The sequence below is a fragment of the Microbacterium sufflavum genome (assembly GCF_023091155.1).
GTDB classification, from domain to species: Bacteria; Actinomycetota; Actinomycetes; order Actinomycetales; family Microbacteriaceae; genus Microbacterium; species Microbacterium sufflavum.
Map to the genome: position 1 here is coordinate 165478 of NZ_JAHWXK010000001.1, position 22213 is coordinate 187690.

Genomic DNA, 22213 nt, shown 5'->3' on the forward strand with positions numbered 1-22213 from the left:
GGTTACTGCGAGACGTCCTCGCCGAAGTACTTCTCGCTGATCTCCGCCAGTGTACCGTCGGCGCGCAGCTCCTCGAGAGCGCCGTCCACGGCCTCGACGAGCGAGGTCTTGTCCTTCGTGAACACGAACGCCTGCTCGCCGGCGTCCTCGGTCTCCGCCGCGATCTTCAGCCCCGTCGGGCTGTTCGTGGTCTCGTAGTCGAGGAACGTCAGCTTGTCGTTCACGGTCGCGTCCACACGGCCCTGACGCAGCAGCTCCACGGCCTGCGCCCAGCCCTCGACGGCCTCGACCTTGGCGCCGGAGTCGGTCGCCAGCTCGTACCAGTTGCTGGTGAGCGACTGGGCCGTGGTCTTGCCGGCCAGGTCGTCGAACGAGCTGATCGAGTCGTCGTCCTCGGCCACCACGATGACGCCGGGCGACACGGTGTAGGGCGCGCTGAAGAGGTACTTCGCCTCGCGCTCGTCGTTGATCGAGACCTGGTTCGCGATCACGTCGAAGCGGCCGGCGTCGAGACCGGCGAAGATCGCGTCCCACTGCGTCTCCTGGAACTCCACCTCGAGGCCCAGCTTGTCGGCGACGGCCTGGATGATCTCGACGTCGTAGCCGGTCAGGTCGCCCGAGCCGCCGTCGTCGTGGAAGCTGAACGGGCGGTATGTGCCCTCGGTCGCGACCGTGAGCGTGCCGTCCTTCACCAGGCCGAAGTCGGAGCCCGCGGTGCTCTCCGCACCGGACGTGTTCGCGGGCGTGGTGGAGCCGCTGCAGGCAGTGAGCGCCGCGGCGGCGACGACGAGTGCGGTGACGGCGATGAGACGACGGGACATGGACCCTCCTGGGGTGAGAGGCGCGGTGCGAGTTTACGCGACCGGCGCGGGACCTCCCCACAGTACGTGCCGTCGCGGGATCCCCCGCATCCGATGACGCTCCGTGTCGACGCGGGGCGGAGGACGCGAAACGCCCCCGGGCGGAACCCGGGGGCGTTTCGGTGAGTCAGGCTCAGATGGCGTTGACGTCCAGCGGGATGCCGGGGCCGAACGTGGTCGACACCGCACCCTTCTGGATGTAGCGGCCCTTCGCGCTCGACGGCTTGAGGCGGACGATCTCCTCGAGCGCTGCGCCGATGTTCTCGTTCAGCTGCTCGGCGGTGAAGGACGCCTTGCCGACGACGAAGTGCACGTTGGCGTGCTTGTCGACGCGGAACTCGATCTTTCCGCCCTTGATCTCCTCGACGGCCTTGGCCGGGTTCGGGGTCACGGTGCCGGTCTTCGGGTTCGGCATCAGGCCACGCGGACCCAGCACCTTGCCGAGACGACCGACCTGGCCCATGAGCTCCGGGGTGGAGACGGCCGAGTCGAACGCGGTCCAGCCGCCGGCGACCTTCTCGATGAGCTCGGCGCCGCCGACCTCATCGGCACCTGCGGCGATCGCGGCCTCGGCCGCGGGGCCCGTGGCGAAGACGATGACGCGGGCGGTCTTACCGGTGCCGTGGGGCAGGATGACGGTGCCGCGCACCATCTGGTCGGCCTTGCGGGGGTCGACGGCGAGCTTCAGCGCGACCTCGACGGTCGAGTCGAACTTCGCCGAACCGGTCTCCTTCGCGAGCGCGACGGCCTCGGCGGGCGTGTAGAAACGGTCTGCCTCGATCTTCTCGGCGGCAGCCTTGTAAGCCTTGGACTTGGTAGCCATGATTATTCTCCTCAGCCCTCGACCGTGATGCCCATGGAACGGGCGGTGCCGGCGATGATCTTCGAGGCGGCCTCGATGTCGTTCGCGTTCAGGTCGGCCTGCTTCTGCTCGGCGATCTGACGGACCTGGTCCTTGGTGATCTTGCCGACCTTGACGGTGTGCGGGGTGGCCGAGGCCTTCTGCACGCCGGCGGCCTTCTTGATGAGCTCCGCCGCGGGCGGGGTCTTCAGGACGAAGGTGAAGCTGCGGTCCTCGTAGACGGTGATCTCGACGGGGATGACGTTGCCGCGCTGCGACTCGGTCGCGGCGTTGTACGCCTTACAGAACTCCATGATGTTGACGCCATGCTGACCGAGCGCGGGGCCGATCGGCGGCGCCGGGTTGGCGGCACCGGCGTTGATCTGAAGCTTGATCAGGCCGGTCACCTTCTTCTTCGGTGCCATTCCCTTTCCTTTCCTCGAGGCGGATGCGGACACCCGCTTCTCCCACGGACCCGGCATCTCCGGGTCGTGGTCGTCAGCGCGCACGCCGAAGCGGCGCACAAACCATAAGAGTCTACCGCATCCCGCGCCCCACTTCCGCGCGGGGTCAGGGGTCGCGGTACTGCTCCGCGATCCGCTGCCCGAGCTCGCGCAGGGCTGCACGCACCTCGACCGGTTCGAGCACTTCCACGGCGCCCGTCCACCCGGCGAGCTGCTCGGCCAGAGCGTCCGCACGGTGGGCCCGCACCTCGATCAGTCCCTCGTCGGCATCCATCACCGCGGCCTGGCGCCCGAAGCGGTCGAGCACCGCGCGCACGGCCCAGGCCTCCGCGCGGATCACGGCGCGCGCCTCGCCCCGCAGCCCCTCGACCGTCTCGACCATCCGCTCCCACGCGGCAGGCGCGTCGAAGCCATCCGGCCCTTCCCCCCGCTCGTCGGTGAGGGCGAGATCCGCGATCCGGTCGACCCGGTACGTGCGCAGCCGGTCCACGTCGGCCCCGCCGTTCCGCCCCGGCGCCGCGAGCAGATACCACCGCGGACCGCGGCTGCCGACCACGAGCGGCACCACCTCGACCGGCCGCCCGGCGTCGCCGTAGCCGAAGCGCACCCGGCGGCGCGCAGCGATCGCCCGCTGCAGCTCCGACACCGCCGGCCGCTCCGGCGCATCATCGGGTTCACCCCAGGGCGCATCCCGCACGGTCGACTCCGCCACCCGCTGCGCGCCCTCGCGGAACGGTTCCGGCACGGCACGCATGAGCTTGCGCACCGCGGCCGTGTGCTCCGGCGCGGCGGCGCGGCTCTGGCTGAGCGCGACCAGCAACGACGTCACCTCGCTCTCGGTCAGTCCCGTGAGATCGGTCCGGGCCCCTCCGATCAGGCGCCACCCGCCGCCGCGCCCCCGAGACGGATAGAGGGGCACACCCGCCATGGCGAGCGCCTCCAAGTCGCGGCGCGCGGTGGGCACCGAGACCTCCAGCTCGGCGGCCAGTTCCGCGGCGGTGATCCGGGGGCGGCCCCGCAGGAGCAGCAGAGCCTGGATCAGGCGATCGGCACGGATCGGGAACCTCTTTTCCGAAGTGATCAGAAGGTGATCACTTCACGGTCGAGCATAGAAGAAAAGCCGTTCCCACCAAAGGAGAAGATCCCATGTTCCGTGGTCTCGCCAACCTCAACCTCGTCGCCGAGGACATGCCCGCCGCGATCGACTGGTACGCGCGCGTGTTCGACGCCGCGCCGTACTTCACCCGCCCCGAACAGGGGACCCCGCAGTACGCCGAATGGCGCTTCGGCGACGACGACGACGAGTTCGCCCTGATGGACGCCCGCTTCCGCCCCGCCCTGCCGCAGCCGGGAGGCGCGCTCGTGAGCCTGCACGTCGACGACATCCACGCCGAGATGGACCGCCTCGCAGCCCTCGGCGCCACCCCGTTCGACCCCGTCACCCAGCGCGGCGAGGGGTGGTGGTCGGCGTCGGTCAGCGACCCGTTCGGCAATCTCCTCGGCCTGATCCAGAGCCCGCACTGGGCCGCACAGCACGCGGGCTGACCGACGGGTGCGGGGAGACCCGCGGCCGCACGCAGAACGCCCCGCCGGATGAGCCGGCGGGGCGTTCTGATGACAGCAGTGTCAGATCATCTTGGTGACCTGGTCGAACGACAGCTCGACCGGCGTCTCGCGCTCGAAGAGCGAGACGAGGACCGTGAGCTTGCCGCTCTCCGGCTTGATCTCGCTGATCGAACCGGGAAGACCCGCGAACGAGCCCTCCTTGATCGTGATGGTCTCGCCCACCTCGAAGTCGACCTCGGCCGGCAGCGGACGGGCCACGGCGACGCCGCCCTTCGCCGCGATGTTCTTGGCGGTCGGGACGTCCTTCACCTCGACGAGCGACTTCAGCATGTTGAAGGCCTCTTCGAAGCGCAGCGGCGTCGGGTTGTGGGCGTTGCCCACGAAGCCCGTGACACCCGGGGTGTGGCGCACGACCGACCAGGTGTCCTCCGTGAGCTCCATGCGCACCAGCACGTAGCCGGGGATGCGCACGCGGGTGACCATCTTGCGCTGGCCGTTCTTGATCTCGACCACGTCTTCCATCGGGACCTCGACCTGGTAGATCTCGTCCTCGACCTCGAGCGTCGACTTGCGCTGCTCGATGTTGGCCTTCACCTTGCGCTCGAAGCCCGCGTACGAGTGGATGACGTACCACTTGCCGGGGAGCATGCGCAGGTCCATGCGGAAGGCCTCGTACGGGTCCTCCTCGGACTCGGCGTCGTCCTCCTCGGACTCGGCTGCGGGACGGTCGTCCTCGCCGTTCACGTCGGGACCGTCGTACGGGGTGACCTCGTCAGCCGCCTCGGCCTCCTGCTCGGCGGCCTCCTCGGCCACGGAATCGTTGAGGACCTCGGCGGCGGCCTCGGACTCCGCCGCTTCGTCCAGGTTGAGAGCGTCGTTCACGATCGCGTCCGCCTCCGGGTCGTCGATGTCGATGTCGATGTCGTCCGTGTCGTCCTCGCCGTCCTCGTCTTCGACGTGGACCGCGACGTGCTCGGCAGAGGTGACCGAGAACTCCTCAGCGGCGAGCACGTTGCCCTCTTGGGCCTCGTCCTCCTCGCTGGACTGCTCTGCGGCGGTCGCCCAGTCGGCGTCGTCGGAATATCGTTCAGACACGTTGCTTCTTCTCCATAGCTGCGGCTGCCGCCGCGGGGGTCATCAGCCAGGGATACCGAACACGTAGTGGGTCAGGAGCCCGAAGACGTAGTCGAGACCGTAGACGATGCCCATCACGATCACGACGAAGACGAGCACCACACCCGTGAACTTGAACAGCTCCTTGCGGGTCGGGGTGACGACCTTGCGCAGTTCGGCGATGACCTGGCGGATGAACAGGGCGATGCCCCCGAAGAACCGGGAGAAGGGGTTGCCCTTCTTCTGGCGCGTGGCGCCGGCCGCGACGACCTCGCCGCGCGGTTCGTCCTGATCCATCCTGAATGTACCTTTCGTGTGCCAGCGTTGCACTGACGCGCAGGGCGGACAGGAATCGAACCTGCAACCTGCGGTTTTGGAGACCGCTGCTCTGCCAATTGAGCTACCGCCCTAGAGACCCGGAGGCCTCGGGGTGCCCTCCCATCCCCGCGCTGCGCCGAGATCCGAAGACCCGAGGCACGGCGAAAGAATGCAGAGAACAACTGCTCCACAAGCATACGGCATCCGCCCGACGGTGCCGAACCGGGCTCGATATACGGGTTGTTGCTAGGCTCGGCGAGCGGATGCCGGCGAGAAGGGGCGCGTGTGGGTGGGGATGTGCAGCAGTTCCAGGTGGACCTGCGCGGAGTCGTCGATCTGCTGAGCAGGCACATCTACTCGAGCCCCCGCGTCTACCTGCGCGAGCTGCTGCAGAACGCCCGCGACGCGATCACCGCCCGTCACGAGGTCGACGGCGGCGGCGGGCGCATCCGCATCACGCCGCTCACCGCGCAGACCGGCGAGTTCGTGCTCCGCGACGACGGCGTCGGCCTGACCGCCGCCGAGGTCGCCGACCTGCTCGCCACGGTCGGCCGCAGCTCGAAGCGCGACATCTTCGACCTCCCCCGCAGCGACTACCTCGGGCAGTTCGGCATCGGACTCCTCAGCTGCTTCATGGTCGCCGACACCATCGTCATCCGCTCGCGCAGCGCCCGAGGCGGCGCGGCCGTGGAGTGGACGGGCAGCGCCGACGGCACGTTCCAGGTGATCGAGCTCGACGACGACCTCCCGGTCGGCACCAGCGTGCACCTCGTACCGCGGTTCGACGCCGACGAGCTGCTCCGGCCCGCCGCCGTGCACGAGCTCGCCACCACGTTCGGCGAGTTCCTCCCCGTGCGGGTCACGATCGACACCGGCGCCGGAGACGTCGACATCACGCGCGAGCCGCCGTTCCTCTCCCACGCCGACGACCCCGAAGCGGCCGTCGCCTACGGGCGGGACCTGCTCGGCGCGAACCCCCTCGACGTGATCGAGCTCGGCGAACCGGGGACCGGCACGCGCGGTCTCGCCTACGTGCTCCCCTACGCACCCCCGCCCGGCGCACGCCAGGCCACCCGCATGTACCTCGGCCGCATGCTGCTGTCCGAGCGCGTGGACGACGTGCTGCCCGACTGGGCGTTCTTCGTGCGGGCGGTCGTCGACTCCACCGGCCTCGCCCCCACCGCGAGCCGGGAGTCCCTCGTGGAGGACACGGCCCTGGAGCACGTGCGCGAGCAGCTCGGCGCGGGGATCCGCCGCTGGGTGCTCGAGCTCGGACTGCGCGAGCCGCACCGCCTCGCACAGTTCGTGGCGGTGCACGAGGTCGGCCTCAAGTCGCTCGTGCGCCACGACGAGGAGCTCGCGCGGTTCATCACCCGGTGGCTCACCGTCGAGACCACACACGGCACGCTGCGCATCGGCGACCTGGTCGAGCGCTACCCGCACATCCGCTACGCGCAGACCGTGGACGAGTTCCGCCAGGTCGCCGGGATCTCGCCCGCCGATGAGGTGCTGGTCAACGGCGGCTACCTGTACGACGCGGACCTCGTGCGCCTGCTGCCCGAGCTGTACCCCGCCGTCACCGTGGAGAGGGTGGACGTCGCCGGCGAGCTCGACCGTCTCGATCCCCCGCCCCTGGACGACCGCGACGCCGCCGTGGCGCTCGAGACCCGCGCGGGGGCCGTGCTCGCCGCCTCCGACTGCGCCGTCGTCGTGCGCTCGATCGACCAGCCCGCACTCACCGGGCTGTACGTCGCCGACCCCGAGGTGCTGCGCGCGATCGACCGCGGCCGCACCAGAGGGGTCGCCGGGGCACTGTGGGGCGGCGTGCTCGACCGCATCGACCAGACGCTGTCCGCCGCCCGCGACGACGACCTCACCGCACGGCTGTGCCTGAACTGGTCCAACCGCGTGGTGCGCGCCCTGGTGCGCGTCGAGGACGACGCCGTGTTCGCCCGCACCGTGCAGCTGCTCTACATCCAGGCGCTCCTCGCCGGCCACCATCCGCTCCGTGACGCCGACCGGGCGCTCATGACCAGCGCGCTGGCCGACCTCGTCTCGCTCTCCGCCGGCATCGAGGGGGACTCCCTCCCCTTCGGCGACGCCCGCTGACACTCCACCGAAAGGCTCCCATGGCACGTCCGAAGAAGCGCTTCCAGCAGCTCATCGAGGAGATCGACCGCACCCCGTGGGGTCCGGAGGAGCAGGCCCTCGTCGCGGAGGCCGTGGCCCTCGCCGTCGAGCTCGGCGACGAGCGCCTGGAGTACGAGGCCCGCATGCGGCAGACCGCCTCGGCCAACATGGTCGGCGCCACCGACGTGATGCTCAACTCCTTCGCGTGGTGCCTCGCCCACCACGACGCCGACCCGCAGCGCTTCCCCGCCGACCTCGACAACGGCGGCGCCGACCTCATGTGGCAGTTCAAGTGGATGGCCTCGTCGCTGCGGTCGTCCCCCGCGTTCTCGCAGGAGCAGATCGCCGCCGTGCTCGACGACATGGAGGCCCACTACCGCGCCGCGGGCCTCGGCCTCAGCGGCGTGCTCACCGCCCGGTTCGAGGACGCGTGGGACGCCGGCCGGATGGACGACGCCGAGGCGCTGCGCGTGCAGCTGGAGGCCACACCCCGCGACGACCACAGCCACTGCGACGCCTGCGGCCGCAGCCAGTTCGCGGGCTTCTTCGCCGACACCGACCGCGACGCCGACGCCATCCGCCTGGTCGAGGAGATGATCGAGGGCGGCTTCTCGTGCGGCGAGGAGCCCGAGCACGCGCTCTCCCGCGTCCTCCTCCCCTACCTCCGCGCCGGACGCCTGGAGGACGCGAAGACCGCCCACCTGCGCAGCTACCGCCTCGCGAAGGACAACCCCGACAACCTCCGCATCGTCGCCAACAACATCGTGTTCGCGGCCGTCACCGGCAACGAGGCGCGTGCCCTCGCCCTGATCGAGCGGCACATCGGATGGCTCGCGCACGACGGCCTGAACGTCGACGCGCACTTCGCGGCCCTCACCGCCTTCGCCGTCGCACTGGACAGGGTCGTGGCGACCGGGCACGGCGACACCCCCGTCCGCGGTGCGGACGCCCCCGCCCTCGTCGGGCTCTTCGGAGAGCACGACGGCGCGTGGACCGCGGCCGAGCTCGCCACCGCCGCCTGGACGGCCGCCGAGCGCATCGGCGCGCAGTTCGACGAGCGCGACGGAACGGACGGGCACGCGCGGAGCCTCGCCCGCTCGCGCCGCCTGGCCGACGAGAGCTGGGACGTGCCGATCCGCTCCGACGCCTTCGTCGCCACCGCACCGGCCACGACCCCGACGGACGCGGACGGCTGGTTCGACCGCGTGATGCAGCTCGCCCAGTTCGGCGCCGAGCACGAGACGCTCGACGCCCTCCCCCGTGCGCTCGAGGTGACCGACCCCGGCAAACGCGCACAGCTGCTGTCGATGCGCCTGGGGATCCTCGTGGCGCTCGACCGCATCGAGGAGGCGGAGCAGGTGCTGCCCGAGCGCATCGCCGCGCTGCGCGACGCCGGCCGCGACGTGCAGGCCGAGCTGGAGCTGCGCCTCGGCCTCGCCACGTTCGGGCTCGACACCGACGACACCAGGGCCGCCCTGGAGGAGGAACTGGCCACCGCCGAGCGCCTTCCGGCGTGGTCGCGCGGAGACCTCGCCATCAGCCGCGCCTCGCTGCACCTGCACGCCGACGAGCCCGACGCCGCGCTCGACCTCGCCGAGCACGCCGCCCGCGCGTTCGCCGAGGCCGAGGACACCCGGCTGTCGAACACCACCACGCTCGTCGCCATCGGGGCCGTGCTCTCCAAGGGCGACCTGGAGGCCGCGACCGCTCTGCTCGACCGATTCCTCGCGCAGGACGACCTCTCCGCCGGGCATCGCGCCCAGGCGCTGCAGACCAGGGCCCGGGTGCGCGGAGGCACGGGCGAGCACCTCGACGGCGCTGCGGACGCCGACGAGGTCTGCCGCCTCCTCGCCGAGCTGGGCGCCACACGGGCTCTCGCCGACGCGCACGTGCTCGCCGGGGCACTGTGGGAGGACGCCGACCACCCCGACCGCGCCGTTTCGCGCTACCGCCTCGCCTCGCGCCTGCGCGCCGAGGCCGGAGGCGACGCGACCGGCGTCGACTTCCGGCTCGCCCGCGCCATGCTGCGCTCCGGCGACGCCCAGGAGGCGGCCGAGCTGTTCGGCGACGTGCTGCAGCGCGAGGAGCAGGCCGACGTGGCCCCCGCCTCCCGCGGCATGACCGCCACCCTGCTCGCGCGCGCTCTGGCCGAGTCGGGCGAGTTCGGACAGGCGGTGGGCGTGCACGGCTACGCCGCCGAACTGTTCGGCGAGGGCGCGGAGCACGCCGACCAGGCGATGGCGATGACCGAGCAGGCGAAGATCCTCGCCCGCTTCGAGGAGCACGACGACGCGATCCGCCTCCTGGAGGGCGCGGCCGAGATCGTCCGGGGTGCGCCGGAAGCGGTCGGCGCCCTCAGCGAGGTGCTCCACAGCCTGGGTCAGGCCTACGGCGGACGCGGCGACGAGCGGGCGTTCGCCCTGTTCGACGAGGTCGCCGCCCTCGCGCAGCAGCACGAGGCCGGGTGGCTGCACGCCGACGTGACGGACTCCCGCGCCCGCGCGCTCGCGCAGCTCGGACGGATCGACGAGGCCGTTGCCGCCGCGCTCACCGCCGCGGACGCGTTCGCGGAGCTGGGCGACCCGGGCTCCGCCGGAGGCTCCGAGCTGTTCGCCGCACGGGTGCTCGCGGGCAACGAGCGCGCCGCCGACGCGGTCGCGGTCTACCGCAGCGCCCTGGAGCACGCCGAAGGCTTCCCGCCGCTGCGTCAGGTCACCGCGCTCGAGCTCGGCGACGTGCTCGAAGGGCTCGGCCGCCACGGCGAGGCGGCCGAGGTGCGGGCGCTGCTGGAGAGCTGAGCCCGCACCCCGCGCGGCCGGAGGCGTCAGAACAGCTGGCGCCAGTTCGCCCGCGCCAGATCGAGGAGCTCGTCGCCGCGGCCCGACATGACCGTGCGGATCGCGTACAGCGCGAACCCCTTCACCTGCGCCGCCTCGATCGCGGGCGGCATCGAGAGCTCCTGACGCTCGGTGACCACGTCGAGCAGGGCGGGACCGTTGTGCGCCAGCACCTCGCGGACGGCGTCCGGCAGCTCGTCGCTGCGCTCCACCCGGCGGGCGAAGATCCCCATGGCTTCGGCGATGGCGGCGAAGCTCGGGTTGTCCAGTCCGGTGCCGTACGTGACGAACCCGGCGGCCTTCATCTCCAGCTCCACGAAGTTCAGCGAGGAGTTGTTCACCACGATGGTCTTCACGGGCAGGCGGTTCTGCGTGAGCGTGAGCAGCTCGCCCAGCATCATCGACAGCCCGCCGTCGCCCGCGAGGGCCACGACCTGGCGCTGCGGGTGGGCGACCTGGGCCCCGATGCCGTGCAGCAGCGCGTTCGCCATCGAGCCGTGCGTGAACGAGCCGATCAGTCGACGGTGCTCGGTCATCGTCAGGTAACGCGCCGCCCACACCGTCGGCGACCCCACGTCGGCCGTGAAGATCGCGTCGTCCGCGGCGTGCTCGTCGAGCAGCCGCGCGAGGTACTGCGGGTGGATCGGGCGGTCGCCCTTCGCCGGGACCGCGAGCTCGTCGAGCTTCTTGCGCGTCTTGCGGTAGTGCGCCGTCGCGTCGTCGAGGTGCGTGCGGTCGTCCTTGCGGGCGAGGCGCGGCAGCAGGGCCTCCGCGGTGGCGCCGACGTCGCCCACGAGTCCGAGGTCGAGCGGGTGGCGCTTGCCGAGCTGCGAGCCGCGGATGTCCACCTGGATCGTGGTCGCGTGGTCGGGGTAGAACTGCTCGTACGGGAAGTCGCTGCCGAGCACGAGCAGCGTGTCGGCGGCCTCCATCGCCCGGTAGCCGGATGCGAACCCGAGCAGACCGGTCATGCCGACGTCGAACGGGTTGTCGTACTCGATGAACTCCTTGCCGCGCAGCGCGTGCACGATCGGCGCGCCCAGGCGGTCGGCCAGCGCGATCACCTCGTCGTGCGCGCCCTCGACGCCGGCGCCGGCAAGGATCGTGACGCGCTTCGCGGCATTCAGCAGCGTGGCGGCCTGCTCCAGTTCCGCCCCGCTCGGTGCCACCACCGGCCGGGCGCGGCGGACCACGACCGCGCGGTCATCCTCGATCTCCGCCAGCGCCACATCGCCAGGGATCACCAGCACCGCGACACCGCGCTGCTCGATCGCCGCCCGCATCGCGATCTCCATCAGCCGCGGCATCTGCTTCGGGTCCGCCACGTACTCGACGTACACGCTGCACTCGCGGAACAGCTCCTGCGGGTGCGTCTCCTGGAAGTAGCCGGTGCCGATCTCGGTCGTCGGGATGTGCGCCGCGATCGCCAGGACGGGCACGCGGGAACGCTGGGCGTCGTACAGCCCGTTGATGAGGTGCAGGTTGCCCGGCCCGCACGAGCCGGCGACGACGGCGAGCTCACCCGTGGTGCCCGCGTCCGCGGCGGCCGCGAACGCCGCGGACTCCTCGTGGCGCACGTGCACCCAGCGGATGCGGCCGTCCTTGCGCAGCGCGTCCGTGAATCCGTTGAGCGAATCCCCGGGGATGCCGTAGACCCGATCGATCCCGTTGGCGTGCAGAGTCTTGACGATGTTCTCAGCGACGTTGGCCATACTCCGACCCTACGCCCGCCCCTCCGCCCTGGTGCCGGGGTTGACGCGGGCCGGTCAGTACTCCTGGGGGCCGTCGCGCTCCGGCTCGGGATCACGATGGAACGCGCGTCCCGACACCGAGGCGGGTGCGATGCGGACGAACACCCGCTTGACGGTCGGGATCCACGGGCGCAGCCCCGCGGCCTCGGCGCGCGCGACATCGGCATCGGTCTCCAGCGCCGCGGCGTGCCCGCGCACGACCACGCTCCACGCGTCGACGTCGGTGTGGTCGTCGACCTCGAACAGCACATCGGCGTTCGCGGTCAGTTCGAACAGCTTGCTCCCCGGAGCGGTGCGGAACACGATGCCGTCCCCGTCGACCGCGTAGTTGATCGGGAAGATGTCGATCGTGTCGCCGATGTGGGTCACGAGGCGTCCGAGCTCCTGTCCGCGCAGGCGCTCCCAGCTCTCGGCATCGGTCAGGGTCCGGACGGGGTCGCTGTGCACACTCATGCCGACATTGTCACCCACGGACCCGCCGGCTGGACAGCACCCGTCCGAACGTCACAGGACCGGACGCGACAGTGCCCGGGGGCCGATCGACCCCCGGGCACCGTCACCGCGTCGGACTCAGCCGATGCGGATGAGCTTCTTGTTGACGAACTCGTCGGCGGCGAGGTGTCCGAGCTCACGCGCGGTGCCGCTGCGCTTGATGCCCCCGAACGGCAGCTCCGGGCTGTCGGCGAGAACCAGGTTGACGTACACCATGCCGGCCTCGATCTTGTCGGCCACCCGCTCCGCCTGGGCCTCATCGGTCGTGAAGACGTACGACCCGAGCCCGAACGTGGTGTCGTTGGCCAGCTGCACCGCGGCGTCCTCGTCGGCCACGCGGTACACGACGGCGGCGGGGCCGAACAGCTCCTCCCGGTACACGTCCATCTCCGGCGTGACGTCGGCGAGCACGGTCGGCGCGAAGAACGCCCCGTCGCGCGTGCCCCCGGTCAGCAGCGTGGCGCCCTGGGCGACCGCGGTGTCGATCTGCTTCTGCAGGTTCTCCGCCGCCGCCTCCGACGACACCGGTCCGAGCACGGTGTCGTCCTGCGTGGGGTCGGTCGCCTCGACGGCCGCCATCGCCGCCGTGAACTTCTCCACGAACGCGTCGTACAGCTCGTCGACGATGATGAAGCGCTTGGCGCCGTTGCACGCCTGACCGTTGTTGTCGAGGCGCGCGTCCACGCCGGCCTGGACCGTCGCGTCGAGGTCGTCGGTCGAGAGCACGAGGAACGGGTCGGAGCCGCCGAGCTCCAGCGCGACCTTCTTGAGGTGCCGTCCGGCGACCTCGGCCACCGCCGCCCCCGCACGCTCCGAGCCGGTGAGCGAGACGCCCTGCACGCGCGGGTCGGCGATCATGTCGGCGATCTGCTCGTTCGTGGCGAGCACGTTCTGGTACGCGCCCTTCGGGAACCCGGCGTCGTGGTAGATCGCCTCGATCGCGCTCGACGACTCCGGGCACTGCGGCGCGGGCTTCAGCAGGATCGTGTTGCCGACGATCAGGTTCGGCGCCGCGAAGCGCACGATCTGGTAGGCCGGGAAGTTCCACGGCATGATGCCCACGAGCGGCCCCAGCGACGACCGGCGGATGATCGCCGAGCCGTCGCCGAGGATCGTGATGGGCTGGTCGGCCATGATGTCCTCGGCCTGATCCGCGTAGTACTCGGCGATGTCGGCGGCGAAGTCGACCTCGCCGAGCGCGGCCTCGCGCGGCTTGCCCATCTCGCGCACGAACACGTCGGCCAACTCCTCGCGGCGCTCGCGATGCAGCTCGGCGGCGCGGCGCAGCAGCTGTGCGCGCTCCGCGACCGTGGTCGAGCGCGACCACTCGCGGTGCGCCTCGTCGGCGGCCGCGACCGCCTCTTCGATCTGCGCATCGGTGAACGTGTCGTACGTGGCCAGGGTCTCGCCGGTGGCGGGATTGACGACGGCGTAGTCGGTCATGTCTCCTCCTCTTGCCGTCCGGTCAGGAGACCGGGATCAGCGTGTACTTGGTGGACAGGTACTCGTGGATACCCTCGAAGCCGCCCTCGCGGCCGACACCGGACTGCTTGACGCCGCCGAACGGAGCCGCCGCGTTGGAGACCACGCCCACATTGAGTCCCATCATGCCGGTCTCGAGCGCGTCGATCATGCGCTGACCGCGCTGCAGGTTCTCGGTGAACACGTACGACACCAGGCCGTACTCGGTGTCGTTCGCGAGGCGCACGGCCTCATCCTCGGTCTCGAACGTGGCGATCGCCAGCACCGGGCCGAAGATCTCCTCGCGCAGGATCGCGCTGCCGGCCACGACATCGGTGAGGACCGTGGGCTCGTAGAACGTGCCGGTGCCCTCGAGCGCCTTGCCGCCCGCGAGCAGCGTCGCGCCGCGCTCCACCGCGTCGTCGACGAGCTCGCCCGCCTTGGCCACCGCGTCCTCGTCGATGAGCGGGCCGATCGCCACGCCCTCCTCGGTGCCGCGGCCGATCTTCATCGCGTTCACGCGCTCGGTCACCCGCTTGGCGAACTCGCCGGCCACGTCACGGTGCACGATGAAGCGGTTGGCCGCCGTGCACGCCTGGCCGATGTTGCGGAACTTCGCGGCGAGCGCACCCTCCACGGCCTTGTCGAGGTCGGCGTCGTCGAACACCACGAACGGTGCATTGCCGCCGAGCTCCATCGACACGCGCAGCACGCCCTCGGCCGCCTGCGCGATGAGCTTGCGGCCCACCTCGGTCGACCCCGTGAACGACAGCTTGCGCAGCCGGGGGTCCGCGATGATCGGCGCCGACAGGGCGCTGGACTTCGAGGTCTGCACCACGTTGACGACGCCGGCGGGGAGCCCCGCCTCCTCCAGCAGCTTCGTGAAGAAGATGGTCGTGAGCGGCGTGAGTGCCGGGGGCTTGATGACCACCGTGCACCCGGCGGCGAGCGCCGGCGCGATCTTGCGGGTGGCCATCGCGAACGGGAAGTTCCACGGGGTGACGAAGAACGACGGCCCGACGGGGCGCTGCGACACGATCATGTGCCCGGTGCCCTCCGGGTTCAGACCGTAGCGACCGCTGATGCGCACGGCCTCCTCGCTGAACCAGCGGAGGAACTCGCCGCCGTACGCGACCTCGCCGCGCGCCTCGGCAAGCGGCTTGCCCATCTCCAGGGTCATCAGCAGCGCCAGGTCTTCCTTGTGCGCCTGCACCAGGTCGAACGCGCGGCGCAGGATCTCGCTCCGCACGCGCGGAGCGGTGGCGGCCCACTCGTCCTGAGCGGCCACTGCGGCGTCGAGCGCCCGGATGCCGTCGGCGGGCGTGGCGTCGGCGATCGTGCGGATCACCTGGTTCGTGGCCGGGTCCTTGACGTCGAACGTGGCGCCGGTCTCGCCGTCGATCCACTGTCCGCCGATGAAGAGTCCAGTGGGGATGCTGTCGAGCAGCGCCTGCTCGGTCTGAGTGCTCATGGGTTCTCTTTCTGTGAGTGGGGGCTAGGGGCGACGACGCCGGCTCGGCGGCGCGTCGATGCTCAGCGTCTGTCCGCGGAAGAACGCCGGGCGACGGATCGCGTTCCAGATCATCACCGCGATGCCCACGACGATGATCAGCATCCCGAGAATGAACACGATCCCGACGCCGCCGATCTCCGACCCCGAGCCGTAAGCCGGGTCCATCGAGTCGATCAGCGTGGTGAAGAACAGGATCGCGAGGATGATGCCACCCACCAGCGGGAACAGGAACGTGAAGAAGACGTTGCGCGTGGAGTCGAACCACTGCTTGCGGAAGTACCAGACGCACGCGAACGCGGTGATGCCGTAGTAGAAGCAGATCATCATGCCGAGCGTGAGGATCGTGTCCCACAGGGTGTCCTCGCTGACCACGCGCATGACCGCGTAGAACGCCGAGGCCACGATGGCCGAGACGATCGTGGCGTAGCCGGGGGTGAAGAACCGCGGGCTGACCTTCGCGAACGACTTCGGCAGGGCGCCGTAGTGGCCCATCGCGAGCAGGGTGCGCGCCGGACCGACGAACGTCGACTGCAGCGACGACGCCGAGCTGGTGAGTACCGCCAGCGACACGAGGAACGCGAGCGGCCCGAGGATCGGTCCGGAGAGGTGGAAGAACACGTTCTCCTGGATATCGCCGTTGCCGAGGCCGAGCTCGCCCGTGCCCACGCCCGCGAACATGATCATCGCGACGGCGAGGAGCAGGTACAGCGAGACGATCGTGAGCACGGTGACCGTGGCCGCGCGGCCCGGCGTCTTCTCCGGGTCCTTCGTCTCCTCGTTCATCGTGAGCGTGACGTCCCAGCCCCAGAAGATGAAGATCGACAGGGAGAGACCGGCCGCCACGGCGCTGAACGACGAGATCGCGAACGGGTTGAACCAGTTGAGGTCGAACGGCTGGTAGTCGAAGCCGTTGCCGCTCACGGCCTGGGCGATCGCGGCGACCGCGAAGAACACCAGCACCAGGATCTGGAAGCCCACCAGCCAGTACTGCAGCTTCTGGGTCGTCTGCATGTCGCGGTACGACACCCACGTCGCCCCCAGCATGAACAGCAGGCACACGCCGATGTTGATCCACGTCACCCCGGCCAGGTCGGCGATCCCGGCGTTGCCCGTGATCTGCGACAGCAGCAGGAACAGGAAGTCGACGGCGACCCCGGCGAGGTTCGACAGCACCAGGATCGTCGCGACGACCAGGCCCCAGCCGGCCATCCAGCCCACCCAGGGTCCGAACGCGCGGGCGGCCCAGGTGAAGGACGTGCCGGAGTCGGGCATGCGGTTGTTGAGCTCGCGGTAGCCGAAGGCCACCAGGAGCATCGGGATGAAGCCGACGAGGATGATCGCCGGGATCTGCGCGCCCACCTCGGACGCGGTGGGGCCGACGGCGGCCGTGAACGTGTAGGCGGGGGCGATGCACGAGATGCCAATCACGACGGCGCCGATGAGGCCGACGGTGCCGGCACTCAGGCCCTTCGTGGAGATGCCGGTCGTGACGCCGGATGCGGGCTCCGTCGCCCGGTTGGTGCTGCTCATCAGCGGTCTCCTGCTTCGTTGCGGGTGCGCGGGACGACGATCATGGGAACGGGCAGCTCGTGCAGCATCTTCGCCGCCGTGGAGCCCAGGAACAGACGGCGCGGCTGTGCCAGGCGGCTCGAGCCGACCAGCACCACCTCGCCGGGGAGCCAGGAGAGCCCGGCGACGGCGTCTTCGACCGTCTCGCCCGGTGCCTCCTCGACGACCGCGCCCAGGCCGTCCGGCAGCTGCTCGGCAGCGACCGCGAGCACCCGGTGGGCGTGCTCGCTGCCGGCCAGGCGGATCGCGCCGGTGTCGAGGCCCGGCGGCACGTCGAACGGCACGAGCGACACCAGCCGCAGGGAGACCTCGGCCGCCCCGGCGAGGGCGACGGCCTGGTCGAGCACGCCCTCCGCACCCGGACGCGTGCCGACCGCGACCGTGACGCGCGGGAGCACGTGGTCGTCCTGCTGCGCGAGCCCCGACGGCGCGAGGGCGACCGGGATCGGCGAGGAGTGCAGCAGCTCGGACGCGACGCTGCCGAGGCGGTGACGGCCGAAAAGGCCGCCGCCCGCGGTGCCGATCACGATCACGCTCGCGTCGAACTCCTCGCCCGCCGCGATGAGCCCCTCCGCGAACGACTCGGAGAAGCGCACGTGGCCGCTGCGCACCAGCTCCTGCGGGAGCCGCACGACCGCGTCCTGCAGCCACTTCCGTGCCTGCGTGCGGATCACGTCCTCATACGCGCGCTCCGGCGGGACGGCCGCGCTGCGGGTGCCCTCGGTGGGGAGCACGATCACCAGGTGCAGCGTCGCGCCGATGCTGCGGGCCAGCCGGGCGCCCAGCGCCGCGGCGTCCGCCCCCGCGTCCGTCGCCGTGTAGCCGACGACGACCGAGCCGGTCATCAGCCGATGCTCTCGGGAGCGCCGGCCTCGCGGCGGGCGTCGACGATGTTCGCCGCGACGAGGTGGCCCATGCGGATCGCCCCGTCGACGTGCTGGTAACCCGCTCCGGCCATGTCGCTGCAGGCGAAGTGGATCGGTCCGACCGGCGTGCGCAGGTCGGCGCCGTAGCGGTGCAGCCCGCCGAGGTCGAAGCTCGCGGCGTACGCGCCCCGCGTCCACTCCTCGCTGCCCCAGTCGCTCTCGTAGTACACGACCGGGTTCTTGGCCTCCGGGCCGTAGTAGTGCGACAGCGACTCGAGGATGCGCTCCTTGCGCTCCTCGGCCGACAGCTCGAACACGCCGTCGGCGTTGGCGTCGGAGACGAAGCCGACCAGGGTGCCGCGCTCGTCGCCGTGGTTGGTGTTGTCGTACGCCTCGTGCGAGAGCTCGTACGGGCTGAACGCCGTGCCGCTGAGGCCCTGCTCGCGCCAGAACGGCCGGTCGTAGACGGCGTGCACCTTGATGACGAAGCCCATCGACAGGTGCTGGTGCAGCTGGTGCTGGCGACGCGGCAGCGGCGGGACGAAGGAGATGCGGTTGTAGAGGATGGGGGCGTGCGCGAGGATCGCGTACCGTGCGCGGACCGTGAGGTCGTCGGTGGTCGCCACGACCCCGTCATCCGACCACTCCAGGCTGCGGACGGGCTGGTTCAGCAGCACGTCCTCCCCCAGGCGCTCGGCGAGACGCAGCGGCACCTGCTGCAGGCCTCCGACCACGCGCTTGTCGAGGATGAAGTCGGCGTCAACGAGGTTCGAGTAGGAGCCGGCCGAGGCCGCCATGAGCAGCGACTGCAGCAGCGAGAAGGAGTGCGTCGGCTTAGTCAGCATCGCCGAGCCGGTGGCGAAGGCGAGGTTGCGTACGGCCTCGTCGTCGTCGGTCTGCGAGCGCAGCCAGGCGTCCCACGAGATGGAGTCCCACTCCGCCGCGTTCGGGTGCTCCCACGGCTTGTCCGGGTCGATCTCGGCCACGAGGGCGTCGAGGATGCCGGTGATGCGGGCGATCACGGCCTCGGTCTCCGGCGACACCGGGAACATCTCGCCCGTGAAGCGGTGCGCCTGACCGTCGGGGCCGACGTAGACGCTGTCGCCCTCGCGGTAGCGGCTGTAGGTCTCGAGCCCGAGCTCCTCGATCGCGTCCTTCAGGGCGTCCTGGTCGGGCGACACCCACTGGCCGCCGATCTCGAGCATGGCGCCGTCGATCACGTCGGTCCACAGCCGGCCGCCCACGCGGTCGCGGGCCTCCAGCACGGCGACCGACAGGCCGGCCTTGCGCAGATCGTTGGCGGCCGTGAGCCCTGCGGCTCCGGCGCCGACGATCAGCACGTCGCGAGTGATCTCAGCCATCTGCAACTCCTTCGTCGTCGGGGGATGTGGGGGATGAAGTACCGGCCGCGTCCCGAAATCCCCCGATCCGGGGACGCGGCCGGACAGCGGGGTCAGGCCGAGGCGAGCGCCTGCGCGACGACGTCGAGGCCCTCGTTCAGCAGCTCGTCGCCGATCGACAGCGGCGGCAGGAAGCGGATGACGTTGCCGTAGGTGCCGCACGTGAGCACGATCACGCCCTGCGCGATGCAGGCCTTCGCGACCGCGGCGGTGAGCGCGGCGTCGGGGGCCTTGGTCTCGGGGTCGACGAACTCGGCTGCGACCATCGCGCCGTGTCCGCGCACGTCGCCGATGCGGGCGTCGTCGGACTGCAGCGCGGTGAGCCGGCCGATGAGGATCTCGCCGATCTCGCGGGCGCGCTCGATCACGCCGTCGTTCTCGAACACGTCAATCGCGGCGAGGGCCGCGGCGCACGCGATCGGGTTGCCGCCGTAGGTGCCGCCGAGGCCACCCGAGTGCGACGCGTCCATGATCTCGGCGCGACCGGTGACCGCGGCCAGCGGCAGGCCGCCCGCGATGCCCTTGGCCGTGGTGATGAGGTCGGGCTCGATGCCGAAGATCTCGCTCGCGAACATGTGGCCGGTGCGGGCGAAGCCGGTCTGCACCTCGTCGGCGATGAAGACGACGCCGTTCGCGCGGCACCACTCGACGATCGCGGGGAGGAAGCCCTCGGCGGGGACGATGAAGCCGCCCTCGCCCTGGATCGGCTCGATGATGACGGCGGCGAGGTTGTCGGCGCCGATCTGCTTCTCGAGCTGCAGGATCACGCGGGCCGCGGCCTCCGCGCCCTCGAGGCCGTCGCGGAACGGGTACGACATCGGGGCGCGGTACACCTCGGGGGCGAACGGGCCGAAGCCGCTCTTGTACGGCATCGACTTGGCGGTCAGCGCCATCGTGAGGTTGGTGCGGCCGTGGTAACCGTGGTCGAACGCCACGACGGCCTGGCGTCCGGTGTGCTTGCGGGCGATCTTGATCGCGTTCTCGACCGCCTCGGCGCCCGAGTTGAACAGCGCGCTCTTCTTGGCGAAGTCGCCGGGGGTGACCCGGTTCAGCGCCTCGGCCACCCCGACGTACGACTCGTAGGGCGAGATCATGAAGCACGTGTGGGTGAACTGCGCGGCCTGCGCGGCGACGGCCGCGGCGACCTTGGGGTGCGCGTTGCCGACCGTGGTGACGGCGATGCCGGAGCCGAGGTCGATGAGCGAGTTGCCGTCGGCGTCGACGACCACTCCGCCGCCCGCGGCAACGGCGGCGACCGGCACGGTGTGGCCGACACCGGCGGCGACGGCGTCGGCCTTGCGGGCGAGGACCTCGGCCGAGCGCGGGCCCGGGAGTTCCGTGACGAGGCGACGCTCCTGCGGGAGGTCGGGGCCGCCGAGGGGGGTTGCGGGTGCTGCGGTGTCGAGGAGTGCCATGTCGCGAGCGTAAGACCGCCGCCGGGAGGGTCGCATTCGCCGGCTTGTACAATCTGAGCAGCGGATTCGCCACCTCGTACAAAACGGAAGCCCATGGCCCCCACCGACGCCCCCACGCTGCGGTCCCTGCTCCAGCGCAGGGACCTCGGCCTGACGCTCGTGTCCGACGAGCACGCCCTGCCTGACGGCGCCCTCGACCGGCCGCTGCGGTGGGTGCACGGCTCCGACCTCGCAGACCCGACGCCCTTCCTGTCCGAGGATCTGGCGCTGCTCACCACGGGCACGCAGTTCGACGGCGCCGCGGACATCCCCTCCTACGTCGGGCGGCTGGCCGACCGCGGCGTGCTCGGGCTCGGCTTCGGCACCGAGGTGCACCGCTCCGGGATCCCGGACGAGCTCATCGCCGCCTGCGCCGCACACGGCATCCCCCTGTTCGAGGTGCCCTACCGCACGCCGTTCATCGCCGTCGCCCGCGCACACTCCGAGGCCATCGCGGCCCAGGCGTACGCCCGCCGCTCCTGGGCGCTGGACACGCAGCGCGCGCTCGCCCTGGCCGCCCTCCGCCCGCGCGGCCTCGACGCGATCGTCGCGGAGCTCGGCCGCCGGCTCGACGTCTGGGCGGGCATGTACGACGCGGCAGGGGCGCTGCTGTTCGCCCATCCGCGTGATGCGGTCGACACCGCCACGCTCGATCTGCTCGCCGACCGCGTGCTGGAGATCCTGGGCCGTGGACTGGAGGCGGGGCAGTCGCTCACGATCGACGCACACACCTTCATGCTCTTCACCGTCGGGCGCGGAGGGCACCTGCGCGGGGTGATCGCGGTCGCCGCCGAGACGCTGGACGCGGAGGCCCGGTCGGTCGTGACCTCGGTGATCGCGATGGCCGGACTGGCGCTGGAGCAGAGCGAGCAGCTCGCCAGGAGCCGTCGCCGCCTGCACACCCAGCTGCTGCAGTCGCTGCTGGCCGACGACCCCGCGCTCGCCCGCCGCGTGCTCGGTGCCCTCCCTCCGGCACCGATCGTGGTGGCGGTCGCCGCCGACGCCCCGGCCGGACCGCTGGTCGACTGGTGGGAGCGGCGCCGGGCGGACCACGGCACGGTGTCGTTCCTCGCGGAGTCGCCCGAGGGCCTGACGATGTGCGTGTCCTCGGGCGACGAGGGACTGTTGGACGAGGTCGCCGAGCGCTTCGGCATCCGCATCGGAGTCTCCGGCCTCGAGGGCTACGCGGTCTTCTCGCGTGCGCACGCCCAGGCGCTGACGGCCCTGCGGCAACCCGCGTCTGCGGCCGTCGTGCGCTACGCGGACACGGTGGGTGCGAACATCCTCACGGCGCTGGCGACCGACGAGGCGCGGCTGGTGGCGGAGTCGCGCCTGGCGCCGCTGCGCGAGCAGGACGCGGCGGTCGGCACCGGACTCGAGCACACGCTGCGGGTCTGGCTGGAGCACGACGCACGCGCGGAGCCGGCCGCCGCGGCGCTGGGCATCCACCGGCACACCCTGCGCTCGCGGGTCGCGCAGGCCGGCGCCATGCTGGGCGTGGATCTGGCGTCGTTCCCCGCCCGCGCCGAGCTCTGGGCGCTGCTGCAGACCGCGCGCGACTGATAGGCGCCCCGCCCC

At 71.2% G+C, this 22213-nt stretch carries 18 protein-coding genes and 1 tRNA gene; 4 read left to right on the forward strand and 15 right to left on the reverse strand.

Features of this window, described 5'->3' with window-relative positions; genetic code table 11:
* Positions 1 to 2: 2 nt before the first annotated feature.
* The 4 genes from KZC56_RS00825 to KZC56_RS00840 form a co-directional block, all read right to left on the reverse strand.
* A complete protein-coding gene (locus tag KZC56_RS00825; protein ID WP_247637642.1) occupies positions 3 to 821 on the reverse strand; it encodes an amino acid ABC transporter substrate-binding protein in 819 nt (272 codons plus the stop codon).
* Positions 822 to 993: 172 nt separating this feature from the next.
* On the reverse strand, positions 994 to 1683 hold the full coding sequence (gene rplA / locus KZC56_RS00830; protein WP_136034399.1) for a 50S ribosomal protein L1: 690 nt from the start codon (positions 1681 to 1683) through the stop codon (positions 994 to 996).
* Positions 1684 to 1694: 11 nt separating this feature from the next.
* Positions 1695 to 2126, reverse strand: coding sequence for a 50S ribosomal protein L11 (gene rplK / locus KZC56_RS00835; protein ID WP_025102337.1), 432 nt, complete (start codon positions 2124 to 2126; stop codon positions 1695 to 1697).
* Positions 2127 to 2271: 145 nt separating this feature from the next.
* Positions 2272 to 3249, reverse strand: a complete 978-nt coding sequence (locus tag KZC56_RS00840; protein ID WP_308194367.1) for a helix-turn-helix transcriptional regulator — start codon at positions 3247 to 3249, stop codon at positions 2272 to 2274.
* 62 nt (positions 3250 to 3311) lie between these two features.
* On the opposite strand from KZC56_RS00840, the gene KZC56_RS00845 reads away from it, so the two are divergent.
* Positions 3312 to 3710: a VOC family protein gene (locus tag KZC56_RS00845; RefSeq protein WP_136034403.1), complete on the forward strand. Its 399-nt coding sequence runs from the start codon at positions 3312 to 3314 to the stop codon at positions 3708 to 3710.
* A gap of 81 nt (positions 3711 to 3791) precedes the next feature.
* Here KZC56_RS00845 and nusG read toward each other — a convergent pair whose 3' ends face one another.
* The 3 genes from nusG to KZC56_RS00860 form a co-directional block, all read right to left on the reverse strand.
* Positions 3792 to 4826, reverse strand: a complete 1035-nt coding sequence (gene nusG / locus KZC56_RS00850; protein WP_136037470.1) for a transcription termination/antitermination protein NusG — start codon at positions 4824 to 4826, stop codon at positions 3792 to 3794.
* 42 nt (positions 4827 to 4868) lie between these two features.
* A complete protein-coding gene (gene secE / locus KZC56_RS00855; protein WP_136034407.1) occupies positions 4869 to 5141 on the reverse strand; it encodes a preprotein translocase subunit SecE in 273 nt (90 codons plus the stop codon).
* A gap of 40 nt (positions 5142 to 5181) precedes the next feature.
* A tRNA-Trp gene (locus tag KZC56_RS00860) sits at positions 5182 to 5254 on the reverse strand.
* A 193-nt stretch (positions 5255 to 5447) separates the two neighbouring features.
* Between KZC56_RS00860 and KZC56_RS00865 the strand changes: the two genes are divergently transcribed.
* Both KZC56_RS00865 and KZC56_RS00870 read left to right on the forward strand, forming a co-directional pair.
* Entirely contained in the window at positions 5448 to 7271 is a 1824-nt protein-coding gene (locus KZC56_RS00865; protein ID WP_247637644.1) for an HSP90 family protein, read from the forward strand.
* Between the two features lie 20 nt (positions 7272 to 7291).
* Complete coding sequence (locus KZC56_RS00870; RefSeq protein WP_247637645.1) at positions 7292 to 10090, forward strand: hypothetical protein; 2799 nt, start codon at positions 7292 to 7294, stop codon at positions 10088 to 10090.
* 26 nt (positions 10091 to 10116) lie between these two features.
* Here KZC56_RS00870 and poxB read toward each other — a convergent pair whose 3' ends face one another.
* The 8 genes from poxB to gabT form a co-directional block, all read right to left on the reverse strand.
* A complete protein-coding gene (gene poxB, locus KZC56_RS00875; protein ID WP_247637646.1) occupies positions 10117 to 11841 on the reverse strand; it encodes a ubiquinone-dependent pyruvate dehydrogenase in 1725 nt (574 codons plus the stop codon).
* 54 nt (positions 11842 to 11895) lie between these two features.
* The gene (locus KZC56_RS00880; RefSeq protein ID WP_136034416.1) at positions 11896 to 12333 is read right to left on the reverse strand and encodes a pyridoxamine 5'-phosphate oxidase family protein; all 438 of its coding nucleotides are present in this window, start codon (positions 12331 to 12333) and stop codon (positions 11896 to 11898) included.
* A 117-nt stretch (positions 12334 to 12450) separates the two neighbouring features.
* Positions 12451 to 13815 (reverse strand): NAD-dependent succinate-semialdehyde dehydrogenase, encoded by a 1365-nt coding sequence (locus KZC56_RS00885; RefSeq protein ID WP_136034418.1) that lies wholly within the window; start codon positions 13813 to 13815, stop codon positions 12451 to 12453.
* 22 nt (positions 13816 to 13837) lie between these two features.
* Positions 13838 to 15304 (reverse strand): NAD-dependent succinate-semialdehyde dehydrogenase, encoded by a 1467-nt coding sequence (locus KZC56_RS00890; RefSeq protein ID WP_136034420.1) that lies wholly within the window; start codon positions 15302 to 15304, stop codon positions 13838 to 13840.
* Positions 15305 to 15328: 24 nt separating this feature from the next.
* Positions 15329 to 16876, reverse strand: a complete 1548-nt coding sequence (locus KZC56_RS00895) for an APC family permease (protein WP_136034422.1) — start codon at positions 16874 to 16876, stop codon at positions 15329 to 15331.
* Positions 16876 to 17760, reverse strand: coding sequence for a universal stress protein (locus KZC56_RS00900; RefSeq protein WP_136036501.1), 885 nt, complete (start codon positions 17758 to 17760; stop codon positions 16876 to 16878). Before KZC56_RS00900 ends, KZC56_RS00895 begins: the two co-directional genes overlap by 1 nt.
* Entirely contained in the window at positions 17760 to 19142 is a 1383-nt protein-coding gene (locus tag KZC56_RS00905; RefSeq protein ID WP_136029586.1) for a flavin monoamine oxidase family protein, read from the reverse strand. The genes KZC56_RS00900 and KZC56_RS00905 overlap by 1 nt, the downstream gene beginning before the upstream one ends.
* Positions 19143 to 19234: 92 nt before the next feature.
* The gene (gene gabT / locus KZC56_RS00910; protein ID WP_205814365.1) at positions 19235 to 20596 is read right to left on the reverse strand and encodes a 4-aminobutyrate--2-oxoglutarate transaminase; all 1362 of its coding nucleotides are present in this window, start codon (positions 20594 to 20596) and stop codon (positions 19235 to 19237) included.
* Positions 20597 to 20689: 93 nt separating this feature from the next.
* On the opposite strand from gabT, the gene KZC56_RS00915 reads away from it, so the two are divergent.
* Positions 20690 to 22198 (forward strand): PucR family transcriptional regulator, encoded by a 1509-nt coding sequence (locus KZC56_RS00915; protein WP_247637647.1) that lies wholly within the window; start codon positions 20690 to 20692, stop codon positions 22196 to 22198.
* Positions 22199 to 22213: the final 15 nt, after the last annotated feature.

Bases quoted from the DNA above. Each gene is read 5' to 3' on its own strand.
- rplA (WP_136034399.1), bottom strand. From the start codon at position 1,683: ATGGCTACCAAGTCCAAGGCTTACAAGGCTGCCGCCGAGAAGATCGAG.
- KZC56_RS00870 (WP_247637645.1), top strand. From the start codon at position 7,292: ATGGCACGTCCGAAGAAGCGCTTCCAGCAGCTCATCGAGGAGATCGAC.
- KZC56_RS00905 (WP_136029586.1), bottom strand. From the start codon at position 19,142: ATGGCTGAGATCACTCGCGACGTGCTGATCGTCGGCGCCGGAGCCGCA.
- KZC56_RS00880 (WP_136034416.1), bottom strand. From the start codon at position 12,333: ATGAGTGTGCACAGCGACCCCGTCCGGACCCTGACCGATGCCGAGAGC.
- gabT (WP_205814365.1), bottom strand. From the start codon at position 20,596: ATGGCACTCCTCGACACCGCAGCACCCGCAACCCCCCTCGGCGGCCCC.
- KZC56_RS00825 (WP_247637642.1), bottom strand. From the start codon at position 821: ATGTCCCGTCGTCTCATCGCCGTCACCGCACTCGTCGTCGCCGCCGCG.
- KZC56_RS00890 (WP_136034420.1), bottom strand. From the start codon at position 15,304: ATGAGCACTCAGACCGAGCAGGCGCTGCTCGACAGCATCCCCACTGGA.
- KZC56_RS00895 (WP_136034422.1), bottom strand. From the start codon at position 16,876: ATGAGCAGCACCAACCGGGCGACGGAGCCCGCATCCGGCGTCACGACC.
- poxB (WP_247637646.1), bottom strand. From the start codon at position 11,841: ATGGCCAACGTCGCTGAGAACATCGTCAAGACTCTGCACGCCAACGGG.
- rplK (WP_025102337.1), bottom strand. From the start codon at position 2,126: ATGGCACCGAAGAAGAAGGTGACCGGCCTGATCAAGCTTCAGATCAAC.
- KZC56_RS00885 (WP_136034418.1), bottom strand. From the start codon at position 13,815: ATGACCGACTACGCCGTCGTCAATCCCGCCACCGGCGAGACCCTGGCC.
- KZC56_RS00900 (WP_136036501.1), bottom strand. From the start codon at position 17,760: ATGACCGGCTCGGTCGTCGTCGGCTACACGGCGACGGACGCGGGGGCG.
- KZC56_RS00915 (WP_247637647.1), top strand. From the start codon at position 20,690: ATGGCCCCCACCGACGCCCCCACGCTGCGGTCCCTGCTCCAGCGCAGG.
- secE (WP_136034407.1), bottom strand. From the start codon at position 5,141: ATGGATCAGGACGAACCGCGCGGCGAGGTCGTCGCGGCCGGCGCCACG.
- KZC56_RS00845 (WP_136034403.1), top strand. From the start codon at position 3,312: ATGTTCCGTGGTCTCGCCAACCTCAACCTCGTCGCCGAGGACATGCCC.